Source organism: Priestia sp. TRM10 (assembly GCF_057808375.1).
Genome location: NZ_JBJZOT010000011.1, coordinates 81,522 through 108,138 on the forward strand (window position 1 = coordinate 81,522; position 26,617 = coordinate 108,138).

Consider the following 26,617-nt stretch of genomic DNA (forward strand, 5'->3'; position numbering starts at 1 on the left):
CCCGTACTGTTAAAAATTTAAATTTAATAAATATAGTCTGTAATACCTATAAAAACCCGTGGAACATTTGATGTTAAGCCATTCTTTTTTTTAGGTATTGATTTTTTTAGAACGGGAAAATAAAAAGAAAGAAGAAAGTAAGGAGGAATATAGGGTGAGAATTTTTTCAAAAGATGAAATGTATAACATTGATCAAGAAACAATGGAGAAGATTGGATTAAATAACGGTATGTTAATGGAGAATGCAGGGCAGACAGTAGCTCGAGAAATTGAAAGTCGAATCAAAAAAAATGATAAGATTATTGTCATTTCTGGAACGGGGAATAATGGGGGAGATGGAGCTGTTATTGCCCGTATTTTAAAGGAGAGAGGCTTTTCTATTGAGCTTTGGATGAGTCATAAAGGAGGAAGTGTTGCAGAAGATGCCCAACGGGCGTTAAAGATTTATGAGAATTGCGGGCATTCGTATAAAATCTATGAAGAAAATGAAGAAGTATTTCAAACTTCTTTAAGGAAAAGTACGATTATTGTAGATGCTCTTTTAGGGATTGGTACAAAAGGAAAGGTGAGAGATCCATATCGAAGCATCATTGAAGAAATAAATGAGGCAAACAAAATCATATATGCCGTGGATATTCCAAGTGGACTCAATGCGGATGAAGGGGAAGTAGATGTAGCGATTAAAGCTCATACTACATTTGTTATTCAAGGTGCCAAGCAAGGGGCATTTTTGTTTCCTAGTGCAAACTTTTATGGGGATATTAAAACTGTTGATATTGGCATCCCTTCTTCTGTTATAGAACAGAATTCGCATATGAAAAGAAGGTGGAGTAAAAATGAAGTGCTTTCATCTCTTCCACATCGGGACATCTCCTCACATAAAGGAACATATGGGCGAGCTCTTATGATAGCAGGATCCGAAAATATGCCTGGGGCTGCTGTTCTTTCTTCGAAGGCTGCTTCCCGAAGTGGGATAGGACTTCTCACAATTGGCATTATCGAAAACATTAAGTCTATTATTGCCTCTCATCTTCCTGAAGCAATGTACAATCTTCATCAAAGCCACCAAGGTATGCTTTCTGAAGTGAAAGATTACAGCTCTTTGCAACTAGATGCTATTGGCATTGGTCCAGGAATTGGAAGAAATAAGAAGACGGAAAAGATCGTTGAGGAAATATTGAAACAGCAGGTTACCCTTGTGCTTGATGCAGATGCATTGTTCCATGTGAAACCTCATTTACAGAAAGTGCAGGAGAGAAATTTTCCAACAATTTTAACTCCTCATCCAGGTGAAATGGCCTCACTTCTGGATTTGTCTATTAAAGAAGTAGAGAGTGACCGATTCGGAAAGTCGCGCGAGTTTGCTCAAACGTATGGCGTATATCTTGTTTTAAAAGGACCTTTTACTATCGTGACGACTCCTGCTGGAGAGCAATTTGTAAATTCCTCGGGAAATCCTGCTCTTGCAAAAGGTGGTAGTGGAGATGTGTTAACAGGAATGATTTTAGGATCTGTTCTTCAGTATGAAAATGTACAAAAGGCGCTGAGTAATGCTGTATTTATTCATGGTGCTATAGCAGATCAACTAGTAGCATCTACACATTCTCCATTAGATGTACTAGCTACAGACATTATTGAAGGAATTTCTCCACTGCTTCATGAATTATATAGAGAAAAGGAGTATTCTACTGGATACTGAAATGTGAACCATTTTCTTTTAAGGTTTTAAGAGGAAAGGGGAGTTAGAAGGATTGGAAAAACTCATTAAGCAAGCTATTTATAATAGAGGTGACACTTCAAACGTTCAATTAATCCGGCCTGTTTCTGGTGGTGATATCAATCAGGCATCTTATGTGAAGACAGAGAAAGAAGAATATTTTATTAAGTATAATAATTCTACACCTCCTGGTTTTTTTCAACAAGAAGCTCAAGGCCTAAAGAAAATCAAAGAGACAGGTGTTATTCAGGTACCAAATGTGTACGACTTTCATGAATCAACAGAAAGCGGAGAAGGATGGCTTATTTTAGAATGGATTCAAGGAGAGAAAAATGAAAAAACAGAAGAGCTTCTTGGCAGACAGCTTGCACTTATGCATAGTGTAAGTAAAGATAAATTTGGTTTTCCTCATTCTTCGTATATTGGGATGATGGAACAGCCAAATCAATACTATGAGAAATGGTCAGAATATTACACGAAAAGTCGTCTTCTCCCTCAAGTAGAACTTGCAAAGAAAAAGGGGTACCTTTATCAGGAACGAGAAGCAGGGCTTTATGAACTTCTTGAGAGAATGGAGAAATGGCTTCCTCATTCTTGTGAGGCTTCTTTACTTCACGGGGATCTTTGGGGAGGAAATTGGATTGTTGGTAAAGCAGGAGGTCCTTATTTGATTGATCCCTCAGTATTTTATGGTCATTCTGAATTTGAACTTTCTTTTACTGAACTTTTTGGTGGATTTTCTTCAGAATTTTATCAAGCTTATCAAGAAGTTCGGCCGCTTTCTCCAGAGTATGAGGAAAGAAAACCACTCTATCAACTTTTTTATCTACTTGTTCATTTAAATCTTTTTGGAGAAGCTTACGGAAGGTCTGTAGACCGAGTTTGGCGCTATTATGTAGGGTGAAAAAGAAAAAAGAGTAGTTTACATCATTTACTAGATATGCTATAGTTCGAAATGTAAACTGAATATTCAATATTTTACTACTAGGGGAGCCCTAATTTTGTGGGCTGAGAGGAAAGACAAAATCTTTCTGACTCTTCGAACCTGATCTGGGTTATACCAGCGGAGGGAAGTAGGAGAGATAACGTAAGAAAGTGAATTGCGTTTTTTTCTACATATCCAATTGGGTTCTCTATATTAGAGAACCCAATTTTTATTTTAAGAAAAAATTTCTGCTATTTCATCTCCTCCAAAGGTGTAGCCCAACAACAATACTAAGGAGGAAGATTTGTATGTCGAAAAAAGTAAACATTCCATTGCAATCAACATTTCCAAACAGTAAGAAAGTTTATGTAGAAGGTGAACATCATAGTATTCAAGTACCAATGAGAGAGATTAAACAAAGTGATACAAAAACAGATAGCAAACATGAAAAAAATGAACCAATTCGTGTTTATGATACAAGTGGAATTTATAGTGATGAAGCTGTGGAAGTGGATATTACGAAAGGGTTACCTCGTGTTCGAGAGGCATGGATTATGGACAGAGGAGATGTAGAAAAATATGAAAAACGAGAAATCAAACCAGAAGATAACGGATACCGAAGTGAAAATCAAAAACAAAATATTGCCTGTTATCCAAATGTAATTAAGCACCCGTTCAGAACATGTAAAGGAAAGAATGTTACACAAATGCACTATGCCAAAAAAGGGATTATTACCCGGGAAATGGAGTTTATTGCAATTCGAGAGGGAGTAGAAGCAGATTTTGTACGGAAAGAAGTTGCAGAAGGACGAGCAATTATCCCATCGAATATTAATCATCCTGAAAGTGAACCAATGATTATTGGGCGTAACTTTTATACAAAGATTAACGCCAACATCGGCAACTCTGCTGTTAGTTCTTCTATAGAAGAAGAGGTAGAGAAGATGACGTGGGCAACAAAATGGGGCGCAGACACAATCATGGATCTTTCTACAGGGAAAGACATTCACACAACGCGGGAGTGGATTATAAGAAATTCACCAGTTCCAGTTGGCACTGTTCCAATTTATCAAGCACTTGAAAAAGTACAAGGAATTGCAGAAAATTTAACGTGGGAAATCTATCGCGATACACTTATCGAACAAGCAGAACAGGGTGTTGACTACTTTACAATTCATGCTGGTGTTCTGCTACGTTACATCCCACTTACGGTTAACCGAACAACAGGGATTGTGTCAAGAGGAGGATCTATTTTAGCTCAGTGGTGTCTTGCTTATCATGAAGAGAATTTTCTCTATACGCATTTCGAAGAGATTTGTGAAATTTTAAAACGTTATGATATTGCTGTTTCACTTGGTGATGGCCTTCGTCCAGGCTCCATTAAGGATGCGAATGATGAAGCGCAGTTTGCTGAGTTAGAGACGCTAGGGGAGCTTACAAAGATTGCATGGAAGCACGATGTTCAAGTAATGATTGAAGGGCCTGGACATGTACCAATGCATAAAATAAAAGAAAATGTTGATAAACAAATGGATATTTGTCATGAAGCTCCTTTTTATACATTAGGACCATTAACAACTGATATTGCACCAGGTTATGACCATATTACATCTGCTATTGGAGCAGCAATGATTGGTTGGTTTGGTACTGCGATGCTTTGTTATGTTACCCCAAAGGAACATCTTGGATTGCCAAACAAAGATGATGTAAGGGAGGGAGTTATCTCTTACAAAATTGCAGCGCATGCGGCAGATCTTGCTAAAGGTCATAAAGGAGCTCAAGACAGGGATGATGCTCTTTCTAAAGCTCGGTTTGAATTTCGGTGGGATGATCAATTTAACCTTTCACTTGATCCTGAACGTGCAAGGGAATTTCATGATGAAACTCTACCAGCAGAAGGTGCAAAAACAGCACACTTTTGTTCCATGTGCGGCCCGAAGTTTTGCTCCATGAGAATTTCTCACGATATTCGCTCAATGGCGGAATTAAAAGACAAAAGTATAGAAGAAATTAGAGAAGAAGGTATGAAAGAGAAATCTGAAACATTTAAAAAGGAAGGCTCACATCTTTATTCATAAAAAAGGACCGGTCTCACTATAATTGAGACCGGTTTTTTTATGATTTTTAAACTGTTTTTGGCGTTAGGTTAAAGCAGCGGTTGTAGATCCATTCATATTTTTCTTGAGTAAGATCATGAGGATTCCCTCCTGTTTGAGGGTCTTTCATTGCTTCTTTTGAAAGACGTTCAATCATATCTTTTGGCACCCCTTGATCTTCAAGAGAAGGAATACCTAGATCTTCAACAAGTTCATACATCCAGTTTACAGAAGCTTTTGCTGCCTCTTCTGTTGTCATGTTACTTGTATCAATTCCAAATGCTTTCGCAATACGTGCAAATTTAACAGGGTTTCCTTTCCAGTTGAACTCCATCACAGGCCCCATCATAGCTGCTACGCATTCTCCATGAGCAACTGGAATAATTCCGCCTAATGTTTGGCTCATTGCATGAGCTGCTCCTGCTGATTCACTGCCGTAAGAAAGACCAGCAAGCATAGCTGCTTGGGCCATTCCGTATCTTGCTTCAAGGTCTTCCCCATCTGCATAAGCACGGCGGATATAATGTGCAGCATACTCCATTGCCATTAATGCAACAGCATCTGTAATTGGTTGAGCAAATTTCATTGTATAACATTCAATAGCGTGCGCTAGTGCATCAACGCCTGTCATTGCTGTAACACGTGGAGGCATTGATACATGAAGTTTTGGGTCAATAATTGTAAGGTGAGCAGCAATAAGTGGCCCACCAGTATTAAATTTAAATTCACGCTCTTCATCTGTAATAACAGCCCACTGTGTTACTTCAGAACCTGTTCCAGCTGTTGTTGGAATTGTTGTTAGTGGTGGGATTCGATTTTCAAGCGGTTTTTTACCTTCAGCAGCTTCGTAATCTAATACAGAGCCTTGATGTGTTGCCTCTACTCCAATTGCTTTTGCTGTATCCATAGAGCTTCCACCCCCAACTGCTACAAGACCGTCACATTCTTCTTTTTTGTAAAGAGAAGAACCTTCTGCAACAAGTCGAACGGGTGGATTTGGTTCTACTTTGTTAAATAAAACTACTTCAATTCCTTCTTCTTTTAAGTTCTTGATTACAGGATCAACAACACCTGCATTGTAGATGCCAGGGTCTGTTACTAAAAGAGCCTTTGATACGCCTAATTTTTTTACTTCTTCACCTAGGTGGCTAATTGCTCCGATACCATGTTTGATTGCTGTAGGGATCTCAAACTGATGAAATTTTGTCATATGTTCAATTTTCATATTTAGTGTCATACTAAAAAACCTCCTTAGAATAGTAAAAAATTATTTGAACCAGCCAACAGGCTCTGGTTTTGTATTTCGATAAATATGCTTAAGTTCTGTATATTCTTCTAATCCAGTATGACCGAGCTCACGACCGATTCCGGATTGTTTGTAGCCACCCCAAGGAGCTTGAGCAAAGTATGGATGGAAATCATTAATCCAAACAGTACCTATGCGAAGGCGGTTTGCTACATACTCAGCTTTTGTAATGTCATTAGACCAAACAGCACCTGCAAGGCCGTAGATTGTATCATTTGCTAATTTCACGGCCTCTTCTTTTGAACTGAATTTTTCTACAGTAAGAACAGGTCCAAAGACTTCCTCTTGTACAATGCGCATGTTCGATGTGCAGTTTATGAAAATCGTAGGAGAGTAGAAGAAACCATTTTGTAGCTCTTCAGCTTTTGGACGTTCTCCTCCTAGCGCTAGTGTAGCTCCTTCTTCTTTACCAATCTCCACATAGCTTTCAACTTTTTCACGATGCTCAGCTGAGATAAGAGGACCGCTTTGTGTTCCTTCATCAAATCCATTTCCGAGCTTAATGCGTTTAGCTTTTTCAACTAGTGCTTCAACAAATTTGTTATGGAGGCTTTCTTCAACAAGCAGGCGAGCACCTGCTGAACATACTTGCCCTCCATGGAAGAAGACTGCGTTTAAAGCCTGATCAACGGCTGTATCAAAATTCGCATCAGCAAAAACAATATTTGGATTTTTCCCCCCAAGCTCTAAAGCAATGTTCTTTACGTTAGAGCTTGCTGCTCGCATAATTTTTTTGCCAGTTTCAATTCCACCTGTAAAGGAAAGAAGATCTACTTCTGTACTTGAAGAAAGTTCAGCACCAACTGTATTTCCTTTTCCGAGTACGAGATTTACTACACCTTTAGGTATTCCTGCTTCTTCCATAAGTTCAAATACTTTAATTGTTGTGAGGGGAGTGATTTCACTAGGTTTCATAATAAGTGTGTTTCCTGCAGCGAGAGCAGGAGCAAGTTTCCAAGATGCTTGGAGTAAAGGATAGTTCCACGGTGTAATTTGGCCACAAACCCCAACAGGTTCACGAACTACTCTACTTTGTGAATGTGGAAGAGGGGAGGAGATGACTTCACCGCCATTTTTGTCCGCAAGACCTCCATAGTAGGAAAACACATTTGCGATATCTTCCATATCTGCTCGACTTTCCTCGAGCGTTTTTCCTGTATCTAATGTTTCAAGTTTTGCTAGTTCTTCATGATCACGACGAACAAGAGATGCAATCTTCTGAATAATTGAACCGCGCTCATTGGCAGGTGTAAAAGCCCATTCACCTTCGTCAAAAGCAGTTCTTGCTGCTTTTATCGCCGCTTTTGTATCTTCTTCATTGCCTTCTGAAACTTTAGCAATCACTTCTTGATTGAACGGATTAATAATTTCTCTTGTTTCTCCACTTTTGGCCTCAACCCATTGACCATTGATAAACATTTTCTTTGTTTCCAATCTCTTCACTCCTCCTAATGAATCGTAAAGTTTGTTAAGAATATTTTTAATAATGTTTATATTTAACAACTTAACATGGCAATCATTTCTTGTCAAAAAAGAACTTTTTAACTTATAAACCTTTATAAATTAAGACTAAAATTGGGGTGTAAGCCTGCTTTTGAGAGAATGACAGTATAACTTTGTTAAGAAAAAATTTAACGAAACTGATGTTATTTTCACTTTTTAGAAATGAACTTATAATGATAAAGAGTTTTCTTTTTTTACAGAGGGAAGTAAACTAATTGATAAATATCTATAACAATAGAAGTGCATCGGCTACTATAGGGCTGACTTGAAAATTTTAAATATAAATTCTAAATCGATCATATAGAGGAGGAGACACAATGGAACAAGGTGATGCAGGGAAGATGACTGAAAAAGCAAGAGCTTCCATCGAACATGCGAAAGGTCTTGTAACAGAGTCAATTGCTGAAACAATGGACTTGTATGGGGTAACTGGAAGTGTTGGAAATTTGTTTGGAACAATGTATTTTGAGAATGATATGACGCTTGATGAGATGAGAGAAAAGCTTGGGATGAGCAAGCCGAGTATGAGTACAGGAGTAAGAAGACTACAAGAGCTTGATATTGTGAAGAAAACATTTATAAAAGGAAGTAGAAAGCATACGTATGTTGCTGAAAAAGATTTCTTTCACTTTTTTGCTAACTTCTTTACTCATAAATGGGAGAGGGAAGTAAAACTAAATTTAGAAGCCATTGAACAAGCTCAAGAGGAAATTAAAAATGTCTTAATTATGAAGGAGCTTGGAGAAGATCTTCAGGCAGAAGCAAGAGATTTATATCATCAACTTGAGGATTCAAAGCCTTATTATACTTGGCTGCATAAGCTTGTGGAGAGCATCAGGAGCGGGAAAATTTATGAGTTTATTCCAAAAGAAAAAAAATAATATATTTAAAAGTGAAGAAAAGGGGAGGGGAGAGAGATGAAGAAAATACAGGCTGTTATTTTTGACTTTGATGGCGTTATTGTGGATACTGTACCACTTTATTATAAAGCAACAAAAGTAATCGCGGATAAGTTAGGTGTTACTTTTACGTCCGAAATGAATCAGCAGCTTCAAGGAGTAAATCGGAAGCAAACCATTATGACGCTCCTAAAAGACAGTACTAAAACCTATAGTGAGCAAGAAGTCTATGAGCTAGGGGAACAGAAAAATGAAGAATATAAAAAGCTCATTCAAAACCTTGATGAAAAAGTTGTGCTTCCTGGAATTCAAGTATTCCTAGGAGAGTTGAAAAAGAGGGGAATTCCAACAGCTGTTGCGTCCTCAAGCTCCAATGCCCCATATTTAATAGAGAAGATTGGGCTTTCATCATATTTTGATCATATTGTAGATGTGACAAAAATTAAGAAAGGAAAGCCAAATCCCGAGATTTTTTTGACTGCTGCACGTCAATTACAAATTCCTCCACAAGATTGTATAGCAATAGAAGATGGACGAGCAGGACTTGAAGGAATTCAAAAAGCAAATATGTTTTCAGTTGGGGTAGGGGAGGACGAAATGATGAAAAATGCCGACCTTTATGTCGAAAAAACAGAAGAATTAACTTTTGAAAAGTTAGCAAAGAGCTATGATGAGTTCTTTCAAGCAAAATAGTTAAAAAACTGCTCAGAAAACGAGCAGTTTTTTCTTGCCAAAACAAGAAAAAAAGGCGACAATAACAGACATGATATTACATTATTTGGACAAAAAAGGATAAATGATGAACATTTTGTGACTTATTTGTGACAAATTAATTATCATTTTTTGACGACTAGTCAAAAGAAAGTTAATGTCGTAAAATATGTGGTATTGTGGATAGGTAAATAAAACGTTGTGTTTTTTTTGTCTTCTACTATATTACTCTACTCAACTTCCATAAATAGTAAGTGGGGTAGTTGAGGTTTAAAATTTTATAATATCCTTTTTTAAAACAAAGGAAAGGAGGAACATCCATGAAAAAGCTTCAAAAAGTGAGTCGCAAGTGGATCTCATTGTCTGCTCTAGCTATTCTCTTTTTATTGAGTGGCTGTGATCTAAAGATGGGTGTATTAAACCCACAAGGACCAGTGGCTCAAACTCAATATGACTTAATTATGTGGTCAATTGGTTTTATGCTTATTATCATTGTGGTTGTTTTCGTTTTATTTGCTGTAGTTCTTATTAAGTATCGTGAAAGACCAGATAATATGAATTACGAGCCACCAGAGGTACACGGAAATACATTCCTTGAAATCGTCTGGACTGGTATTCCTATTATCATTGTTATTGCACTATCTATCCCAACAGTCAAAGCCATCTTTGACTTAGAGAAACCACCACAAGCTGCAAATGCAGAAGAACAACAAGAACCGCTTGTGATCTATGCAACATCAGCTGACTGGAAATGGATTTTTAGTTATCCTGAACAAGGAATTGAGACGGTTAACTATGTAAACATTCCAGAAGATAGACCAGTTGAATTTAAGTTAACATCAGCTGATTCAATGACGGCTCTATGGATTCCAGAGCTTGGTGGACAAAAATATGCAATGGCAGGTATGGAAACAACGCTTTATTTACAAGCAGATCACGAAGGCACTTACATGGGACGTAACGCTAACTTCAATGGTGAAGGTTTCGCACAAATGGAATTTGAAGTAGAATCTCAAAAACCAGAAGAATTCCAAGAGTGGGCTGATGAAGTAAAAGATACGGCTCCTAAGCTTACAGAAAAAGAGTACAACAAAGAGATCTTAAAACAGAGCGTTATTGGTCGTAAGTCTTTCTCAAACACACACTTAGACTTTGTTGACCATGCAAAGCAAGATACTTATAACAAATCTGAAGAAGATCATGAAGGTCATGAAGAGGGCATGGATATGGAAGGCATGGACCATAGCAGTCATTAATCTCTAAGCTTTTCAGCATGTTTTCATCATGTACAGTTTTATAACGCAACATATTAATTTTTGCTAATACAGCGGAAGGAGGAAGCTAAGAGATGAAGCTCGATGAATTTTTCGTCACAGGTGATCCGCTAATTTATGGCGCGGATGTTTCCATCGTATTAGCCACTTTAGGTATCATCTTTGTTTTAACTTACTTCAAGAAGTGGAAATGGCTTTGGACAGAATGGCTTACATCCGTAGATCATAAGAAAATTGGTATCATGTATATCATTGCTGCGGTGCTAATGCTTTTCCGCGGTGGAGTGGATGCCCTTTTAATGCGTGCTCAACTCACACTTCCAGAGACAGAGTTCTTAAGCTCTTCACATTACAATGAAATTTTTACAACACACGGGACAATTATGATCCTGTTTATGGCTATGCCATTTTTAATTGGTTTAATTAACGTTGCTGTACCACTACAAATTGGTGCACGTGACGTAGCATTCCCATTTTTAAACTCACTTAGTTTCTGGTCATTTTTTATGGGGGCAATGCTTTTCAATATCTCCTTCGTTATCGGGGGGTCACCAGATGCAGGGTGGACAGCTTACATGCCTCTAGCTGGCAATGAGTTAAGCCCAGGACCTGGACAAAACTTTTACCTGTTAGGACTTCAAATTGCCGGTATCGGTACACTTGCAACAGGTATTAACTTCTTAGTTACAATCCTAAAAATGCGCGCACCAGGTATGACATTAATGAAAATGCCAATGTTCACTTGGTCAACGCTTATTACAGCTATCATTATTATCTTTGCTTTCCCTGTTTTAACAGTGGCATTAGCACTTATGACATTTGATAGACTATTTGATGCCAACTTCTTTAACTTAGGAGATGGCGGTATGCCTATGCTTTGGGCTAACTTGTTCTGGGTTTGGGGACATCCTGAAGTATATATTGTTATTTTACCTGCATTCGGTATTTTCTCGGAAATCGTTTGTACGTTTGCACGTAAAACATTATTTGGTTACAAAGCAATGGTATTCTCAATGATTGCTATTGCAGGTTTAAGTTTCCTTGTATGGGTCCATCACTTCTTTACGATGGGAGCAGGCGGAGCAGTTAACTCATTCTTCTCTGTTTCAACGATGGCAATTGCAATCCCAACAGGGGTTAAGATATTTAACTGGTTATTTACGCTCTACAAAGGGCGCATTAAGATGACCGTTGCGATGATGTGGTCACTAGCATTTATCCCGAACTTTGTTATCGGTGGGGTAACAGGGGTTATGCTTGCAATGGCTGCAGCTGACTATCAGTATCACAATACGTATTTCCTTATTGCCCACTTCCACTACGTATTAATCGCTGGTACAGTATTTGCTTGTTTCGCAGGTCTATATTATTGGTATCCAAAAATGTTCGGTCATATGCTTAACGAACGTTTAGGAAAAATTAGTTTCTGGTTATTTATGATCGGATTTAACGTATGTTTCTTCCCAATGTACTTCTTAGGTCTAATGGGAATGGCACGTCGTATGTACACTTACTCAGCAGGTCTTGGCTGGACACCATTAAACGTTATTGCATCTATTGGTGCTGTTGGAATGGGTCTAGGATTCATTGTACTTGTATATAGCATTTACTACAGTGCTCGTCATGGTGAACGCGATCTTACTGGTGACCCATGGGATGGTCGTACGCTTGAGTGGATGGTTTCTTCACCACCACCATTCTACAACTTTGCTACAACACCAAAAATGACTCGCTTAGACGAGTATTGGTATCAGAAGAAAGAAAAAGGCTTTGAAGCTGCTCGTGAAGTAAAAGAGGAAGACTTAAAACCAATCCATATGCCAAGCAACTCTGGCTTAGGTGTTATCATGTCAGTCCTCTTGTTCATTGCTGGTTTTGGTCTTGTATTTGAATGGTACTGGATGGCTATTCCAGGTCTAGCAGGTATGCTAATCTGTATGGTTATTCGTTCCTTTGATTATGATGATGGCTACTATGTCAGCGTTGAAGAAATTAAACGAACACAACGAATCGGAAAGGGGGCGTAACGCATGGCAGCAGAATCTACACACGCACATGATGCTAATACGCCGCTTGAATATTCCAAAGGCGAGGACAGAATGACCATTCTTGGCTTCTGGATCTTCCTTGGAGCCGAGATCGCCCTGTTCTCAACACTATTCGCAACATATATGGTTTTACATTCTCGTCCAGCAAATGGACCAACTTCAGCTGACTTGTTTAAACCAGAGATCGTTTTAATTATGACGTTCTTACTTTTAACAAGTAGTTTTACAGGAAGTATGGCTATCCATTATTTAAGAGCTCAAAAGATGAAAGCAATGGTAACGTGGCTTTTAATTACAATGGCTCTTGGTCTTGGATTCCTAGGCTGTGAGATTTTTGAGTTCTATGAGTATATTGGACACGAAGGTGTTTCAATTAAAACAAGTGCTTTCTTATCAGCATTCTTTGTTCTTGTTGGAACTCACGGACTTCACGTAACAGTCGGTATCGGCTGGTTAACGTGTATCTTGATTCAATTAAAACAGCGTGGATTTACACCAAAAACTGCTCGTAAAGTATTCATTATCGGTCTTTACTGGCACTTCTTAGATATCGTTTGGTTGTTTATCTTTACGTTAGTCTATTTATCAGGGATGGTGTTATAATCATGGCTGGAAAAGGATATGCACAAGAGCATCATGATGGTTTTCCTTGGAAGCTTGTTATCGGCTTTATCCTGTCGATCGTTATTACACTGATCACCGTATGGGTAGCCTTTAGTTCAGGTTTCTCAAACACTGCTATTCTTACTGTTATGCTTATTCTTGCTTTCTTACAGGCTGGTATGCAGCTCGTGCTGTTCATGCACTTAAGAGAAGGAGAAGGTGCTGTACAGGTTGGGAATATGGTGTATGCATTCTTTATCGCAATTGTAATTGTTGCAGGTTCTGTTTGGGTTATGTCATTCGGAATGCACAATCATTAATACAAAAAAACCTCAGCTCATTTGAGCTGAGGTTTTTCTTTATATAAGAAAAGGATGAGGGGAATTTCCCTCATCCTTTTTAAACGTTCTGCTTTTCTTTACTGCGATATGCACTATGTTTTGTAGGTCCAATATATTTATTCAATTGGAATGACTCACGAATTGCTTCTGTAATAAACTCTTTTGCTGTTAAAATAGCTTCTTTCACGTCTTTACCTTTAGCAAGTTCGGCCGTGATAGCAGCTGAGTACGTACAGCCTGCTCCATGTGTATACGGTGTGTCAATACGCTCACCTTCAAGCACCTCAAACGTTTTGCCATCATATAAAACGTCAACTGCTTTATCATGCTGTAGCTTTCCGCCACCTTTAATTAACACATACTGTGGTCCAAGAGCATGAATTTTCTCAGCTGCAGCTTTCATTTCTTCTACTGTTGTAGGAGTTCCAAGGCCGCTAATTTGACCTGCTTCAAATAAATTTGGCGTCACGACTGTTGCGCGTGGAGTAAGCGTGTCACGAAGACTTTCTGCTGTTTCAGGGTGCAGGACTTCATCTTCTCCTTTACAAACCATTACAGGGTCGATAACAATGTTTTTTAAATTATATTTATCGATTGTTTCTGCCACAAGGTTGATAATTTCAACAGAACCAAGCATACCTGTTTTCATTGCATCAATTCCAATGCCTTCAACAGTTGTAGAAAGCTGGGCTTTTAGCGTATTAATATCTATAGGAAATACGTTATGAGACCATTTGTTTTTTGAATCCATCGTAACGATAGTTGTTAGAGCTGTCATGCCGTATACTTCACGTTCTTGGAAGGTTTTTAAATCAGCTTGTATACCTGCGCCTCCACTCGTGTCAGAACCAGCAATTGTTAATACTTTTTTCATAATGATAAAAAGCCTCCTTGCATCCAAGCAAAAGTTATCTTTATAGTGTGCTTCTGTATTCTATTATATCAATAAATAGGCGATTTTTCATAGAATAGGATTAATCTTCCTAGAAACAAAAAAGCATGAGAGAAGTTTCTCTCATGCTGAAATTATACAGAAGCAAATCCGTTTAAAAGAGCTGTTTCAACAGGTACATATGTGTAACCAAGATCATGAGCAACAGCTTTGAATGTAATTTCACCGTTTGCTACATTGACACCAAGTTTTAATGCTTCATTTTCCGCAACTGCTTTTTGAACTCCTTTGTCAGCAATTTGCAAAGCATATGGCACGGTTACGTTTGTTAAGGCAATTGTTGAAGTTCGTGCAACAGCACCAGGCATGTTTGCTACAGCATAGTGAACAACGCCGTGTTTTTCATATGTTGGATTATCGTGTGTTGTAATATGGTCAACTGTTTCTACGATCCCGCCTTGGTCAATGGCAACGTCTACAATTACAGATCCTTTTGACATTGATTTTACCATGTCTTCTGTCACAAGAGTCGGAGCTTTAGCACCTGGGATTAGAACAGCGCAAATGAGTAGATCAGCCTGTGCAACAGCGCTAGCAATATTAACAGGATTTGAAATTAATGTTTGAATGTTACTTCCAAAAAGATCATCAAGCTCGCGTAAACGTTCAGGGTTAAGGTCGATAATTGTAACATCCGCTCCTAGGCCAACTGCAATTTTAGCTGCGTTTGTTCCAACAACACCACCGCCAATAACTGTTACTTTTCCACGATTTACGCCAGGAACGCCTGATAGTAGAATTCCTTTTCCGCCTTTAGGCTTTTCTAAAAATTGAGCACCAATTTGAGCAGCCATTCGTCCTGCAACTTCACTCATAGGTGTTAAAAGAGGAAGTTTTCCATTACTTGCAACAGTCTCATAAGCAATAGCTGTAACGCCTTTATTCTTCAATGCTTCAGCAAGGCTTGGCTCAGCTGCTAGGTGAAGGTAAGTAAATAGAATAAGTCTCTTTTTAAAGTAGTCATATTCACTTGGCAGAGGTTCTTTTACTTTCATAATCATATCAGAAGTAGCCCAGACATCTTTTGCTTTTGCAATAATCTCAGCACCTGCTTGTAGGTAATCCTCATTTACAAATCCACTGCCAACGCCAGCATTTTCTTCAACTAAGACACGATGTCCATGTGCTACAAGTTGAACAACTCCAGAAGGTGTAAGTGCTACGCGGTTTTCATTGTTTTTAATTTCTGTTGGTACTCCGATAATCATAATTATTATACCCCTTTCAATGTAAGCGTTTTCTATATTTATATGAGAGAAACAAGCGTTCCTCTGATAATGTAGTAAGTGAATTACTATATCTATAGTATAAGCAGAATTATTGGAATCATCTTTGTGGTATTTAGAGAAAGATTTTCCGTTCATTTGTGTAAAATCACAAATGAAGACTTTCAGCATAACGTGCAAGTTTGATATCAAGGTATAGGGTAATCTTTTGATTAGGATTTTTTAAATTGAGCTCTCCAATTTCCTGAATTCGCTTTAGACGATAATTAAGTGTATTAATATGAATGTTTAATGCTTTTGCTGCCTCATGAAGGTTCTGATCCCGATCAAGAAAAATCTCAATTGTTTCAACTAAGTTGCTTTGATGTTTTTGATCATATGAGACAAGTTTTTCTACCGTCTGGTTTGTGAATCCATCTCTTTGTCTTTTTTCTAATAAGACATCTAAAAATTGATAAATCCCTAATGATTGATAAGTGTAAATGGACTGAGTTTCTTTTGGAAATCGTTTCTTTATAGAAAGAACAGTAAGCGCCTCTTTATAACTTTTTGAAATACAGTCAAGGGATTCATATATATTCCCGCTGCTCGCATCAGCTAATGAAAGGTTAAATCGTTCTACGGTTTGTTTTGTGAAGTATTCAATGAAGTTTTCACATTGCTGAAGAGGCTGTGATCGATTTTTTAATGAGATAAGCAAAATTAATTTATTAAAATCTGTTGTATATAAAGAAACTTGAACTTGCTGTGTTGTTTGAAGAAGATAAGAAAGCTTCCTTTCCATATCATCTGTGATTTCTTGGTGAAAACGAAAAACAAGCACAGAAAATAAAGTTGGGGGTGTAAGTTGCACTTGCTGAAATTGCATGTGAACATCATCTGCTTCTTTTACATGGTCTGTGATTATCTTCCAGAAAAGCTCTTGAGATCTCTCTTCTTTTTTATTTTTGCGGATTTGTAGTTGCAATAGTTTGTTTTTTGCCGCTTTTGCCGCACTCTTTAACAGAATGAGATCTGAATCTTGGAGTTTATGGTAAACTTCAAGAGCCCAAATAAAACCAAGAACTTCGTCATTTTTCCAAATAGAGATTGCTACGCGGTTGCCAAGACCAATCTCGTTAATATTCTCTACTCGAATAGGCTCTCTTGATTGTAATAGGGCAGGAATAGCTCCTTGTTTCCAAAGGTTATTAATTACTTTTTCAGGAACGCGCCGACCGATGATTGTAGAAATACGAGCAGGATCAATCTCATCTTGATGTGTGCTGTAAGCTAAAAGTCGATGGTTCGCATCTTCAATTGTAATAGGACACTTTAATACATCACTAATATGGTCAGCAAATTCATCTAGTGAGTCAAAATTAGATTGGAACGGATCGTGTTGTTTTATACTCATAAATTTCCCCTCATTTATCGAAGCTTTTACAAACAGTATACAAGAAAATAAAAGGTTCTGTGTAAAGAGAAATCAAAACTATGTTTTTAAGATCTATTTTTACTAAAAAAATAAAATAATCTTTCATATAGAGGAAGAAAAGAAGAAATTTTTCTGAAAAATGTGTACAATAGAAGTATCATGGCACATGTTATAATAGGCAATCTTTACAAGCTAGTTTATCCTGCTTGAAAAGTGAACTTTTATTGTGGTATGTTCAACAAAACGAAAATGTTTTAAAAGCTTCAGGATGGATGCTTTTAAAATAACGTTTTGTCTATGCAAAATGTGCTAGGGCAAATTCACTCTATATTTTAATTACAGAAGGGAAGAGAAAGTATGTCAAAACAACAAATTGGTGTTATTGGCTTGGCTGTTATGGGTAAAAACCTTGCTCTTAACATTGAAAGTCGCGGGTATTCAGTTTCTGTTTTTAACCGTTCTCCAGAGAAAACAGAAGAGTTTTTAAAAAATGAAGCAGAAGGTAAAAATTTCGTTGGTACATATAGCGTAGAAGAGTTTGTTAACTCTCTTGAAAAACCACGTAAAATCTTGTTAATGGTTAAAGCAGGACCAGCAACAGATGCAACAATTGAATCATTAAAACCTTATTTAGATAAAGAAGATATTTTAATCGACGGCGGAAATACATTCTTTAAAGATACAATTCGTCGTAATGAAGAGCTTGAAAAAGAAGGCATCCACTTTATTGGAACAGGAGTTTCAGGTGGGGAAGAAGGAGCGCTTAAAGGACCATCTATCATGCCTGGTGGACAAAAAGAAGCGTACGAGCTTGTAGAGCCTATTCTAGAAGCTATTTCAGCAAAAGTTGATGGCGATTCTTGCTGCACATATATTGGACCAAATGGAGCAGGTCACTACGTGAAAATGGTTCATAATGGAATTGAGTATGGCGATATGCAGCTGATTTGTGAAGCATATTTCATTATGAAAAATCTTTTAGGTCTAGAAGCACAAGAGTTGCATGAAGTATTTTCTGAATGGAATAAAGGTGAGCTTGACAGCTACCTTATCGAAATTACTGCTGATATCTTCACAAAAGTTGATGAAGAAACAGGTAAACCACTTGTTGACGTGATTTTAGATACAGCAGGTCAAAAAGGAACAGGAAAATGGACAAGCCAAAGCTCTCTTGACTTAGGTGTACCACTTCCGATTATCACAGAATCTGTATTTTCACGTTTCCTTTCTGCAATGAAAGAAGAGCGTGTGAAAGCAAGTAAAGTACTAAGCGGACCAGAAGCTTCAGCATTTGAAGGTGATAAAGCTGAATTTGTAGAAGCTATCCGTAAAGCTCTTTATATGAGTAAGATTTGTTCATATGCTCAAGGATTCGCACAAATGCGTTCAGCATCTGAAGAGTACGATTGGAACTTAAGCTACGGAGATATCGCTATGATCTTCCGTGGTGGTTGTATCATTCGCGCACAATTCCTACAAAAAATTAAAGATGCATATGATCGTGAATCAGCTCTAACAAACTTACTTCTTGATCCATATTTCAAAGAGATTGTTGAAGGTTATCAATCAGCGTTACGTGAAGTAATTTCTCTTGCTGTAAAACACGGAATTCCTGTACCAGGATTCTCTAGTGCATTAGCTTACTATGATAGCTACCGCACAGAAACATTACCGGCAAACTTACTTCAAGCGCAGCGTGATTATTTCGGTGCACATACGTATCAACGTATTGATAAAGACGGTATTTTCCATACAGAATGGTTAGAAAAATAAATATAAAAAAAGACGCTCAAGCTTGAGCGTCTTTTTTTATGCAAATTGGATATCGATATCTTCCATTCCCTCAACAAGGAAAACACGAGCAGGAGCTGCTTCAATGCCGGTTACTTTAATAGGCGCAGCAATCATCAAATATTCTCCTTGTGGTACATTTTTTAAAGAGAAGCCTTCCATAATAACGATTTTCTCTTTAAAGAGAGAGCGGTGTGTACCATGATCTGGTTGGCTACGTTCAATGCCAAGACCATCTGTAGCAACACCTTTAATACCTTTATCAATCAGATACTTTGCACCATCTTCTTTTAAGTAGATAAATTCATGATCAAATTCATCTTTCTCATGAAAAGAATTAGTTGTTTTTAAAACAAGAAAGTCATTTTGTTCAATTTCAAAAGGCTCAAGATGACGTGCTGTAATTCCATCTTCAACAGTTGTTAAATCAAGGACTTTGCATTTTGTGATAAAACGATCAAGAGGGATTGTTTCAAACGTATCTCCCTCATTAATCATATGGAGAGGAGAGTCTATATGGGTACCTGTATGGGCATCCATTGTTATTTTCGTTTCTGTTACATGACCGTTCGTACTCGTATTAAAAACTGGCTTTTTTTCTGCTTTATCCTTATAAACCATCATACTTTCGTGAATCGACATTGTCACATCATAAAACTTCATTGAGAAACTCCTCTCACTTTCTATGCTAGTAATTAAAAACCTTTGTGCGAGTTAATATCCCACCAATGGAAACCATTCTCTGCTAAAAGAGCGTCTGCTTCTTTTGGTCCCATTGATCCTGATTCATAGTTTGGGAAGTTTGTTGCTTTTTCATTCGCCCATGCTGATGAAATATTGTCAACAAATTTCCAAGAAAGGGCCACTTCTTCCCAATGAGTGAAGTTTGTTGCATCTCCATTCATGCAATCATATAAAAGGCGCTCATAAGCTTCAGGTGTATTGATTTTGTCTCCGCAGTTATTGCAGTAATCAAGTTCAATTGGTGTAGAAGTTGAAGGGTCAGCGCCACTTTCTTTGCGTGCATTTAAATGAAGTGTAATACCTTCATCTGGTTGAATATGAATAACAAGTAAGTTTGGATGAATGCTTTTTCCTTTATTCTTATAAAGATTCATTGGTAGATCTTTAAATTGAACAACAATTTTTGTTGATTTTTCTCTCATACGTTTACCAGTGCGAATATAGAATGGCACTCCAGCCCAGCGGAAGTTATCAATCATGAGCTTAGCTGCGACAAATGTTTCTGTATTAGATTGTTCGTCAACTGCGTTTTCTTCTCGATAGCCTTTTACGTTATCCTCTTCAACAACACCAGCTCCGTATTGTCCGCGTACAACATAGTCATTTAAATTTTCCGCAGAAATTTGGCGAAGTCCGCGTAGTACTTTGACTTTTTCACTGCGAATTTCTTCTGTTGTTAAATTAATTGGTGGTTCCATCGCAAGTAGTGCCACCATTTGCAGCATATGGTTCTGAACCATGTCACGAAGGGCACCAGACGTCTCGTAATAGCGTCCACGATCTTCAACACCAAGTGTCTCACTCGATGTAATTTGAATATTTGAAATATATTGGTTATTCCACATCGGTTCAAATAAAGCATTAGCAAAACGAATAACCTCAATGTTTTGAACCATATCTTTTCCAAGGTAGTGATCAATACGATAGATTTGATCTTCGCTAAAAGCGTGACGAATTTGGTTGTTTAATACTTCAGCTGACTGATAATCATGACCAAAAGGTTTCTCAATAACAAGTCTTGACCATCCATTTGTATTTGTAACACCTTCAGATTTTAAATTTTCTGCAATTGGGCCGAAAAACTCTGGTGCCATTGCTAAATAGAAAATTCGGTTGCCTTCAGTATGATATTGCTCATCAAGGTCTGTTAATAAGCTGTTTAACTTCTGATAGGATTCTAGGTCTGTTACATCAAATGGTTGATAATAAAAGTGAGAAGAAAACTCCTCAATGTCTTTGCCATTTAACCCTTTAACAGATTCTTTTACATTGTCACGAAATGTATCATTTGACCATGGTCTTCTTGCCACGCCTACAACAGCAAAGTCTTCAGATATTTTCCCGTTGCGATATAAGCGGTAAATAGAAGGGAATAGCTTGCGTTTTGCTAAATCACCAGTAGCTCCAAAGATTACAATAATTGATTTCGGATTTGAACTCGTTGTCATCGCATCTCTAACCTCACTTTATTTTGAATTACGTATGAAATATGTAATAATTTTAAAAAGAATAGAGTTATAAAAACAGTATTCTTTCATTAATGGCTTGTACCTATTATTCCATGTTTTCTTTTACTTTAAAAGTATTTTGTACTTAATCTTGATAAGACAAAGTAAAGTTTATGTGTAAAAAGATAGAGATGCGGTAGCGAAGAGAGCTTAAAGTCAAGAACAGGAAGTTACCAGTTGTCTTTATTTTTAAAAAATTTATTGAGAGGTGTTAAAATGACCATTTTGAAAAACGATTGGCAAGAGATATTAGCAGAGGAATTTGAAAAAACTTATTATAAGGAACTTCGTGAGTTTCTAGTTGAGGAATACAAAACACAAACGATATATCCAGATATGTATGATATCTATAATGCTCTTCACTACACAGCTTATAAAGATACAAAGGTTGTGATATTAGGACAAGATCCTTACCATGGTCCTGGCCAAGCTCATGGATTAAGCTTCTCTGTTCAACCTGGAGTGAAAACACCCCCATCCCTTGTAAATATTTATAAAGAACTAAAGCAGGATGTTGGCTGCTATATTCCTAACAACGGTTACTTAGTAAAATGGGCTGAACAAGGAGTCCTTATGCTAAACACAGTCTTAACGGTAAGAGAAGGAAAACCAAACTCTCATAAAGGAAAAGGGTGGGAGACCTTCACAAACAAGATTATCGAAAAGCTCTCTGAACGTGAGAAGCCAATGGTTTTCTTATTATGGGGAAACAATGCAAGACAGAAAAAAGCACTTATAAAAGATCATCATCTAATTCTAGAAGGACCTCATCCAAGCCCACTTTCTGCAAACAGAGGATTCTTTGGAAGCCATCATTTCTCAAAAACAAATGAGTTCTTAAAGGAAACAAACCAAGAACCGATTGATTGGCAAATTGAAAATAGAGAATAAGGAAGAGTATAGAGGAGAAAAGAATGTTTTGATACAATAGAAAAGGATAAGCAAATTAAAAATGAGGTGTAACAATGGCCGATATTTCCATCCAGCATGTGTTAAATAAATTACAGACAGAAGTAACGGAAGCCAAAGAGAAAAACTCGGCAGGAGAGGGTGGCAAAGTTCGAGATCATTTAATTGCGATAAAAACGCTTTGTGAACTTGCTATTGGTGAACAGTCTTCTTCTCCGTCTATCTCTAAGAAAGCAGAGGCTTCTCCTGTTTCAAGTATCCAAACATTTTCTAATTACCAACAAAGTTCTCCAACAAATCCACCAAACAAAGTGGAAGAGAATGATGGATCTAATGGAGACAGTCTTTTTGACTTTTAAGAACTGTAGAAATCAAATACTTTTTACTACATAGGGGCGAGAAAAATGAAGATATTTTTAATATTGGGAGCTATTAATGCGATGCTTGCTGTTGGATTAGGTGCGTTTGGAGCACATGGGTTAGAAGGCCGCGTTTCAGAAAAATATCTAGAAGTGTGGAAAACAGGAGTACAGTACCATATGTTTCATGCTTTTGGTCTTTTCGTTGTAGCTTTTCTAGCCAACTTATTTCCACAGTCTAGCCTAATTTCTTCCTCAGGTTGGGTAATGTTAGTTGGGATTATTTTCTTCTCAGGAAGCTTATACATCTTAACATTAAGCGGTATCGGTATCCTTGGAGCCATTACACCAATTGGAGGAGTGGCGTTCATTGTTGCGTGGCTTCTAATCGTAATTGCAGCTGCTAAACTTTTATAAAAAGAACCCTGCTTAAGAAGCAGGGTTTTTTTTAGCGTGAAGAATAAGTGCTAAGTGAAGTGGAATTTAAATATGGATATTGGTATTCAATTTCTTCATCAAATGTAATGTAATCAAGATAAACCATAAGAAGGATATAGCGCATCCCTGTACGAGGATCGCTTAGAATAATGTGGTCACGCCCTGCAGCTTCAACTACACCTTTAAATGTTTTATCTCTATTATTTTCGAAAGTCATATAAACAGTAGCTACTTTTCCTCTGTTAAGGCGTAATATATTTTCAATATAAGATTCTTGAAGAGGTAGCATACCTGGAACATTTTGACCTGGTGCACCTTGCATGCCTTGGCCTTGCCCCATTTGGCCTTGTGGCATCATCGGTATCCCCATGCCTTGCCCCATTTGGCCTTGCCCTTGTTGCCCTTGTTGCCCTTGTTGCCCTTGTTGTCCTTGTTGCCCTTGCCCTCCATTGCTAGACATTTGCCCAGACGCCTGCCTTATAGAAGGTGGAGCAAACCCATACTGGTCATAGGGAAATCCATAGTAAGGAGCATAGTATGGTGGATATGCACCATATCCTTGCCCTCCTTGCTCAGGTTGATTCGACGATTTTGATTTAGCCATTATCCAATTCCTCCTTAAAGAAAATGTATAAGCTTTTAGGTTTCAAGCCTTTCAGAAGGCTTATAAGCCCGAATATATGCTGGTTTTACAGAGCTAAATATCATTCTCTTTAGCCGCTATTTCATTATTATGTAGGCGAGCGGGGGGATATGATGACTTTTGAAGAATGGCAACGAGAAAAAGCTGAAGAAAGGAAGGCCCCTTCTTCAGCTTTTTATGCATATATTTTATACGTGGAAAAATGGAGAAACTCCTTCTTCTGTTAGACGATGCCCAACAAAGAAGCTACCAAACTCTCCGTAACGAGAACTTACTTCATCAAAACGCATTTCGTAAATTAGCTTTTTAAATTGCAAAACATCATCGGCGAATAGAGTAACTCCCCATTCGTAATCATCAAATCCAACGGAACCTGTGATAATCTGTTTTACTTTTCCAGCATATTGACGGCCAATCATACCGTGGCTATACATTAATTTGCTACGCTCGTCCATTTCAAGACGATACCAGTTGTCATCACCTTGACGGCGCTTGTCCATTGGATAGAAGCAAATATAATCTGTTTGAGGAAGGATAGGATATAGACGAGAACGAATATGTGGGTTCTCATAAGGATCTTCTCCTTCTTTAGCCATATATGAGCCAAGTTCAACAACTGAAACATACGAATATGTTGGAATTAGAAACTCAGCTAATTTCGTTTTATTAAACTCTGTTTCAATATCATTTAGTTCAGCCATTGTAGGGCGCAGGAACATAAACATAATGTCTGCTTTTTGCCCGATTACTTTGTATACAACGTGGCTTCCTTGCTCTGCTTTTTGTACGTTGTTCCATTTTTCCATGAGCCCCTGAAATTCATGAAGAGCTGCTTGACGTTCATCGCTCGTTAGCATCTTCCAAGCTGCCCAGTCCATTGCGCGTAAGTCATGAAGACTATACCAACCATCTAGTGTTTGAGCTGGTTCTACCATAATGTTTTCACTCCTATATATGGGTTTTTAGCATCTATTCCAACTATAGCACAGTCTAACCGATATTTCTGAATTGAACACCTATAAATTCGGTGAATATTTTGTGAAATGAGGGTTAAAAAAAGGAAACAGGGGGAAACATACAAGCATTCAGATTGGTCTATGATAGTAAAGAGAAAAGCTAATTTTGAATATTCGAAATTAAAACAACTTTACTAATTCGACATTGTTTTGTCAGATTCCTTTGCATTTAACTTTAAAAGAGCTATCCTAGTAAAAGAGGGAATGTTACATAAATAAAAATGATTTCTATTAAAGGAGGACGTTAGTGTGAGTGATTTATTCTCATCATTAAAAGACAAAGTAAAAGGTCAAAATATTCGTATCGTATTTCCAGAAGGACTAGATGAGCGTGTACTAGGAGCGGTAAGCCGTCTTGCTGCAGATGGTCTTGTAACTCCAATTGTGATTGGAAGCCAAGAAGAGGTTGCAAAGAAAGCAGGCGAGATCAACGCATCTTTAGAAGGAGTAACAGTCTATGATCCTCAAAACTATGAAGGGTTTGAAGACATGGTTGCTTCATTCGTAGAGCGCCGTAATGGAAAAGCAACAGAAGAGGATGCACGTAAAATTCTTCTAGATGAAAACTACTTTGGGACAATGCTTGTTCATATGGACAAAGCAGATGGTCTTGTAAGTGGTGCTGCGCACTCAACAGCAGATACAGTTCGTCCAGCGCTTCAAATCATCAAAACAAAACAAGGTGTGAAAAAGACATCTGGCGTATTTATCATGGTTCGCGGTGAAGAGCGCTACGTATTTGCTGACTGCGCAATCAACATTGCTCCAGACAGCCAAGATTTAGCTGAGATTGCAATTGAAAGTGCAAACACTGCAGACATGTTTGGTATTACACCACAAGTAGCAATGTTAAGCTTCTCAACGAAAGGATCAGCAAAATCTCCTGAAACAGAGAAAGTAGCAGATGCTGTGACAATTGCGAAAGAGAAAAACCCAACACTTGTGTTAGATGGAGAATTCCAATTTGATGCTGCTTTCGTTCCAGAAGTAGCAGCAAAGAAAGCTCCAGATTCTGTTTTAAAAGGTGATGCAAACGTATTTGTATTCCCAAGTCTTGAAGCAGGAAACATTGGATACAAAATCGCTCAACGTTTAGGTAACTTTGAAGCAGTTGGACCAATTCTTCAAGGATTAAATAAACCAGTAAACGATCTTTCACGCGGATGCAGTGAGGAAGATGTGTACAAATTAGCTATTATTACTTCAGCTCAAGCACTGTAATAGAAGCAAAGAAGCTCCTTTTCATAAAGGAGCTTCTTTTTTATCGAAATGCTTTTTCGTTTCGATCATAAATACGCTGTAGATTTTGTTGGAACAGAGCCTGTTCTTCTTCAGAAAGTTCCCTTGTTGTTAGTTTGCTACCGAGAGATTTCAACGTACTTAGAACTTTATGCATTACATCGTTCACTGTCATTTTTTCTCCCAATAGTTCTGTAAGAGAAGCCATTGTTTCTGGTTTAATCGTTGGATACGTAAATTTAGTTTCTTCTTTTTTAAGAGCTCTGTCATAAAACTGCTGAATAAGTTTGGCGCGCTCTGAACCACTTCCATCAACGCAAAGATAGATTTGTACAGCAATTCCTTTTCGAATCCGACGCTGTGAAATTCCTGCAAACTTTTTTCCATTAATGCTTAGATCATAGCTGCCAGGACAGTATGAGCCAACAATTTCTTTTGCTTCAATCTCAACGTTATAATCTTTAAAAATATATTTAATAAGTTCCCACATTGCATCATATCCACGATCAATATCAATTTTTGCTTCTGGGAAAAGGAGAGAGATGTTTAGTACTTCTTCATCTAACACGACCGCAAGGCCACCAGAATTACGGACAATGGTTTTGAACCCTTGGTCATGGAGATAAGAAAGCCCATCTTTCAAATATGGCAGGCGTGTATCTTGAATACCAAGAACGATTGTTTGATGATGAACCCATGATCTCATTGTAGGTGGGGATGAGAATGAACCAACAACTGTGCAAAGCATGTCGTCCATGGCAAACGATTGTCGAGCATCAAAAGCAGGACCTAAACTTGTCTGATCAATAATACGCCATGTTGGCTGTGATAATAACTCTACGGCTTGATTCATAATATGTGCTCCTTTAACTAGCTTTAACATCGTTATTATAGCACAGTTTTATTCGCTTCTTGCTCAAACCAAAAAGAGAATGAACGTCTTTGAAATAAG

General features: G+C 37.8%; 24 protein-coding genes and 1 riboswitch. Of the genes, 14 read left to right on the plus strand and 10 right to left on the minus strand.

Features of this window, described 5'->3' with window-relative positions:
• Positions 1 to 154 precede the first annotated feature (154 nt).
• From ACK3CR_RS08810 to thiC, 3 genes are all read left to right on the plus strand, one after another.
• Positions 155 to 1,699 carry an NAD(P)H-hydrate dehydratase gene (locus ACK3CR_RS08810; protein ID WP_243516220.1) on the plus strand — a complete coding sequence of 515 codons (1,545 nt, stop codon included), beginning with the start codon at positions 155 to 157 and terminating at the stop codon, positions 1,697 to 1,699.
• A gap of 52 nt (positions 1,700 to 1,751) precedes the next feature.
• A complete protein-coding gene (locus ACK3CR_RS08815) occupies positions 1,752 to 2,621 on the plus strand; it encodes a fructosamine kinase family protein (RefSeq protein ID WP_243516222.1) in 870 nt (289 codons plus the stop codon).
• 72 nt (positions 2,622 to 2,693) lie between these two features.
• Positions 2,694 to 2,806: riboswitch (TPP riboswitch) on the plus strand.
• Between the two features lie 144 nt (positions 2,807 to 2,950).
• On the plus strand, positions 2,951 to 4,720 hold the full coding sequence (gene thiC / locus ACK3CR_RS08820; RefSeq protein WP_488975255.1) for a phosphomethylpyrimidine synthase ThiC: 1,770 nt from the start codon (positions 2,951 to 2,953) through the stop codon (positions 4,718 to 4,720).
• 46 nt (positions 4,721 to 4,766) lie between these two features.
• Here the strand turns inward: thiC and gbsB are convergent, their stop codons facing one another.
• Together gbsB and betB are read right to left on the minus strand one after the other, a co-directional pair.
• Positions 4,767 to 5,975 carry a choline dehydrogenase gene (gbsB, locus tag ACK3CR_RS08825; RefSeq protein WP_328123908.1) on the minus strand — a complete coding sequence of 403 codons (1,209 nt, stop codon included), beginning with the start codon at positions 5,973 to 5,975 and terminating at the stop codon, positions 4,767 to 4,769.
• A 30-nt stretch (positions 5,976 to 6,005) separates the two neighbouring features.
• Positions 6,006 to 7,463: a betaine-aldehyde dehydrogenase gene (gene betB / locus ACK3CR_RS08830; RefSeq protein ID WP_243520666.1), complete on the minus strand. Its 1,458-nt coding sequence runs from the start codon at positions 7,461 to 7,463 to the stop codon at positions 6,006 to 6,008.
• A 401-nt stretch (positions 7,464 to 7,864) separates the two neighbouring features.
• On the opposite strand from betB, the gene cudC reads away from it, so the two are divergent.
• The 6 genes from cudC (at position 7,865) to qoxD (ending at position 13,402) form a co-directional block, all read left to right on the plus strand.
• On the plus strand, positions 7,865 to 8,428 hold the full coding sequence (gene cudC, locus ACK3CR_RS08835) for a choline uptake/conversion transcriptional regulator CudC (protein WP_488975256.1): 564 nt from the start codon (positions 7,865 to 7,867) through the stop codon (positions 8,426 to 8,428).
• 36 nt (positions 8,429 to 8,464) lie between these two features.
• Positions 8,465 to 9,139, plus strand: coding sequence for a beta-phosphoglucomutase (gene pgmB, locus ACK3CR_RS08840; RefSeq protein WP_328123909.1), 675 nt, complete (start codon positions 8,465 to 8,467; stop codon positions 9,137 to 9,139).
• A gap of 338 nt (positions 9,140 to 9,477) precedes the next feature.
• Positions 9,478 to 10,413 (plus strand): cytochrome aa3 quinol oxidase subunit II, encoded by a 936-nt coding sequence (gene qoxA, locus ACK3CR_RS08845; protein ID WP_061804852.1) that lies wholly within the window; start codon positions 9,478 to 9,480, stop codon positions 10,411 to 10,413.
• A 92-nt stretch (positions 10,414 to 10,505) separates the two neighbouring features.
• Positions 10,506 to 12,458 carry a cytochrome aa3 quinol oxidase subunit I gene (gene qoxB / locus ACK3CR_RS08850; protein WP_040060393.1) on the plus strand — a complete coding sequence of 651 codons (1,953 nt, stop codon included), beginning with the start codon at positions 10,506 to 10,508 and terminating at the stop codon, positions 12,456 to 12,458.
• A 3-nt stretch (positions 12,459 to 12,461) separates the two neighbouring features.
• On the plus strand, positions 12,462 to 13,082 hold the full coding sequence (gene qoxC, locus ACK3CR_RS08855) for a cytochrome aa3 quinol oxidase subunit III (protein WP_243516233.1): 621 nt from the start codon (positions 12,462 to 12,464) through the stop codon (positions 13,080 to 13,082).
• Positions 13,083 to 13,084: 2 nt separating this feature from the next.
• Positions 13,085 to 13,402 carry a cytochrome aa3 quinol oxidase subunit IV gene (qoxD, locus tag ACK3CR_RS08860; protein WP_019394734.1) on the plus strand — a complete coding sequence of 106 codons (318 nt, stop codon included), beginning with the start codon at positions 13,085 to 13,087 and terminating at the stop codon, positions 13,400 to 13,402.
• A gap of 79 nt (positions 13,403 to 13,481) precedes the next feature.
• On the opposite strand, the gene pdxK is transcribed toward qoxD, so the two are convergent.
• From pdxK to ACK3CR_RS08875, 3 genes are all read right to left on the minus strand, one after another.
• On the minus strand, positions 13,482 to 14,297 hold the full coding sequence (gene pdxK / locus ACK3CR_RS08865) for a pyridoxine/pyridoxal/pyridoxamine kinase (RefSeq protein WP_488975257.1): 816 nt from the start codon (positions 14,295 to 14,297) through the stop codon (positions 13,482 to 13,484).
• Positions 14,298 to 14,449: 152 nt separating this feature from the next.
• Positions 14,450 to 15,583, minus strand: a complete 1,134-nt coding sequence (ald, locus tag ACK3CR_RS08870) for an alanine dehydrogenase (RefSeq protein WP_488975258.1) — start codon at positions 15,581 to 15,583, stop codon at positions 14,450 to 14,452.
• A gap of 166 nt (positions 15,584 to 15,749) precedes the next feature.
• On the minus strand, positions 15,750 to 16,997 hold the full coding sequence (locus tag ACK3CR_RS08875; RefSeq protein ID WP_243516235.1) for a PucR family transcriptional regulator: 1,248 nt from the start codon (positions 16,995 to 16,997) through the stop codon (positions 15,750 to 15,752).
• Between the two features lie 378 nt (positions 16,998 to 17,375).
• Between ACK3CR_RS08875 and gndA the strand changes: the two genes are divergently transcribed.
• Entirely contained in the window at positions 17,376 to 18,791 is a 1,416-nt protein-coding gene (gndA, locus tag ACK3CR_RS08880) for an NADP-dependent phosphogluconate dehydrogenase (RefSeq protein ID WP_019394738.1), read from the plus strand.
• Positions 18,792 to 18,827: 36 nt separating this feature from the next.
• Here gndA and ACK3CR_RS08885 read toward each other — a convergent pair whose 3' ends face one another.
• Both ACK3CR_RS08885 and zwf read right to left on the minus strand, forming a co-directional pair.
• Entirely contained in the window at positions 18,828 to 19,472 is a 645-nt protein-coding gene (locus ACK3CR_RS08885; RefSeq protein ID WP_243516237.1) for a cyclase family protein, read from the minus strand.
• A 32-nt stretch (positions 19,473 to 19,504) separates the two neighbouring features.
• On the minus strand, positions 19,505 to 21,001 hold the full coding sequence (gene zwf / locus ACK3CR_RS08890) for a glucose-6-phosphate dehydrogenase (RefSeq protein WP_243516239.1): 1,497 nt from the start codon (positions 20,999 to 21,001) through the stop codon (positions 19,505 to 19,507).
• Positions 21,002 to 21,277: 276 nt separating this feature from the next.
• On the opposite strand from zwf, the gene ACK3CR_RS08895 reads away from it, so the two are divergent.
• From ACK3CR_RS08895 to ACK3CR_RS08905, 3 genes are all read left to right on the plus strand, one after another.
• Entirely contained in the window at positions 21,278 to 21,952 is a 675-nt protein-coding gene (locus ACK3CR_RS08895; protein ID WP_111923830.1) for a uracil-DNA glycosylase, read from the plus strand.
• 74 nt (positions 21,953 to 22,026) lie between these two features.
• The gene (locus tag ACK3CR_RS08900; protein ID WP_243516241.1) at positions 22,027 to 22,329 is read left to right on the plus strand and encodes a YwdI family protein; all 303 of its coding nucleotides are present in this window, start codon (positions 22,027 to 22,029) and stop codon (positions 22,327 to 22,329) included.
• A gap of 45 nt (positions 22,330 to 22,374) precedes the next feature.
• Positions 22,375 to 22,746, plus strand: a complete 372-nt coding sequence (locus ACK3CR_RS08905; protein WP_019394743.1) for a DUF423 domain-containing protein — start codon at positions 22,375 to 22,377, stop codon at positions 22,744 to 22,746.
• Between the two features lie 31 nt (positions 22,747 to 22,777).
• Here ACK3CR_RS08905 and gerQ read toward each other — a convergent pair whose 3' ends face one another.
• Positions 22,778 to 23,371 (minus strand): spore coat protein GerQ, encoded by a 594-nt coding sequence (gene gerQ / locus ACK3CR_RS08910; RefSeq protein WP_488975259.1) that lies wholly within the window; start codon positions 23,369 to 23,371, stop codon positions 22,778 to 22,780.
• A gap of 227 nt (positions 23,372 to 23,598) precedes the next feature.
• The gene (gene hemQ / locus ACK3CR_RS08915; protein WP_061804842.1) at positions 23,599 to 24,345 is read right to left on the minus strand and encodes a hydrogen peroxide-dependent heme synthase; all 747 of its coding nucleotides are present in this window, start codon (positions 24,343 to 24,345) and stop codon (positions 23,599 to 23,601) included.
• 330 nt (positions 24,346 to 24,675) lie between these two features.
• On the opposite strand from hemQ, the gene pta reads away from it, so the two are divergent.
• Complete coding sequence (pta, locus tag ACK3CR_RS08920; protein ID WP_328123910.1) at positions 24,676 to 25,647, plus strand: phosphate acetyltransferase; 972 nt, start codon at positions 24,676 to 24,678, stop codon at positions 25,645 to 25,647.
• Between the two features lie 40 nt (positions 25,648 to 25,687).
• Here the strand turns inward: pta and lipL are convergent, their stop codons facing one another.
• A complete protein-coding gene (gene lipL / locus ACK3CR_RS08925; protein WP_488975260.1) occupies positions 25,688 to 26,518 on the minus strand; it encodes an octanoyl-[GcvH]:protein N-octanoyltransferase in 831 nt (276 codons plus the stop codon).
• Positions 26,519 to 26,617: the final 99 nt, after the last annotated feature.

Excerpts from the sequence above, each read along its gene's own strand:
- ACK3CR_RS08905 (WP_019394743.1), top strand. The coding sequence starts at position 22,375 with ATGAAGATATTTTTAATATTGGGAGCTATTAATGCGATGCTTGCTGTT.
- ACK3CR_RS08900 (WP_243516241.1), top strand. The coding sequence starts at position 22,027 with ATGGCCGATATTTCCATCCAGCATGTGTTAAATAAATTACAGACAGAA.
- ald (WP_488975258.1), bottom strand. The coding sequence starts at position 15,583 with ATGATTATCGGAGTACCAACAGAAATTAAAAACAATGAAAACCGCGTA.
- gndA (WP_019394738.1), top strand. The coding sequence starts at position 17,376 with ATGTCAAAACAACAAATTGGTGTTATTGGCTTGGCTGTTATGGGTAAA.
- gbsB (WP_328123908.1), bottom strand. The coding sequence starts at position 5,975 with ATGACACTAAATATGAAAATTGAACATATGACAAAATTTCATCAGTTT.
- qoxB (WP_040060393.1), top strand. The coding sequence starts at position 10,506 with ATGAAGCTCGATGAATTTTTCGTCACAGGTGATCCGCTAATTTATGGC.
- pdxK (WP_488975257.1), bottom strand. The coding sequence starts at position 14,297 with ATGAAAAAAGTATTAACAATTGCTGGTTCTGACACGAGTGGAGGCGCA.
- gerQ (WP_488975259.1), bottom strand. The coding sequence starts at position 23,371 with ATGGCTAAATCAAAATCGTCGAATCAACCTGAGCAAGGAGGGCAAGGA.
- qoxA (WP_061804852.1), top strand. The coding sequence starts at position 9,478 with ATGAAAAAGCTTCAAAAAGTGAGTCGCAAGTGGATCTCATTGTCTGCT.
- zwf (WP_243516239.1), bottom strand. The coding sequence starts at position 21,001 with ATGACAACGAGTTCAAATCCGAAATCAATTATTGTAATCTTTGGAGCT.
- betB (WP_243520666.1), bottom strand. The coding sequence starts at position 7,463 with ATGTTTATCAATGGTCAATGGGTTGAGGCCAAAAGTGGAGAAACAAGA.
- ACK3CR_RS08875 (WP_243516235.1), bottom strand. The coding sequence starts at position 16,997 with ATGAGTATAAAACAACACGATCCGTTCCAATCTAATTTTGACTCACTA.
- hemQ (WP_061804842.1), bottom strand. The coding sequence starts at position 24,345 with ATGGTAGAACCAGCTCAAACACTAGATGGTTGGTATAGTCTTCATGAC.
- ACK3CR_RS08885 (WP_243516237.1), bottom strand. The coding sequence starts at position 19,472 with ATGAAGTTTTATGATGTGACAATGTCGATTCACGAAAGTATGATGGTT.
- cudC (WP_488975256.1), top strand. The coding sequence starts at position 7,865 with ATGGAACAAGGTGATGCAGGGAAGATGACTGAAAAAGCAAGAGCTTCC.
- lipL (WP_488975260.1), bottom strand. The coding sequence starts at position 26,518 with ATGAATCAAGCCGTAGAGTTATTATCACAGCCAACATGGCGTATTATT.
- qoxC (WP_243516233.1), top strand. The coding sequence starts at position 12,462 with ATGGCAGCAGAATCTACACACGCACATGATGCTAATACGCCGCTTGAA.
- thiC (WP_488975255.1), top strand. The coding sequence starts at position 2,951 with ATGTCGAAAAAAGTAAACATTCCATTGCAATCAACATTTCCAAACAGT.
- pgmB (WP_328123909.1), top strand. The coding sequence starts at position 8,465 with ATGAAGAAAATACAGGCTGTTATTTTTGACTTTGATGGCGTTATTGTG.
- ACK3CR_RS08895 (WP_111923830.1), top strand. The coding sequence starts at position 21,278 with ATGACCATTTTGAAAAACGATTGGCAAGAGATATTAGCAGAGGAATTT.
- qoxD (WP_019394734.1), top strand. The coding sequence starts at position 13,085 with ATGGCTGGAAAAGGATATGCACAAGAGCATCATGATGGTTTTCCTTGG.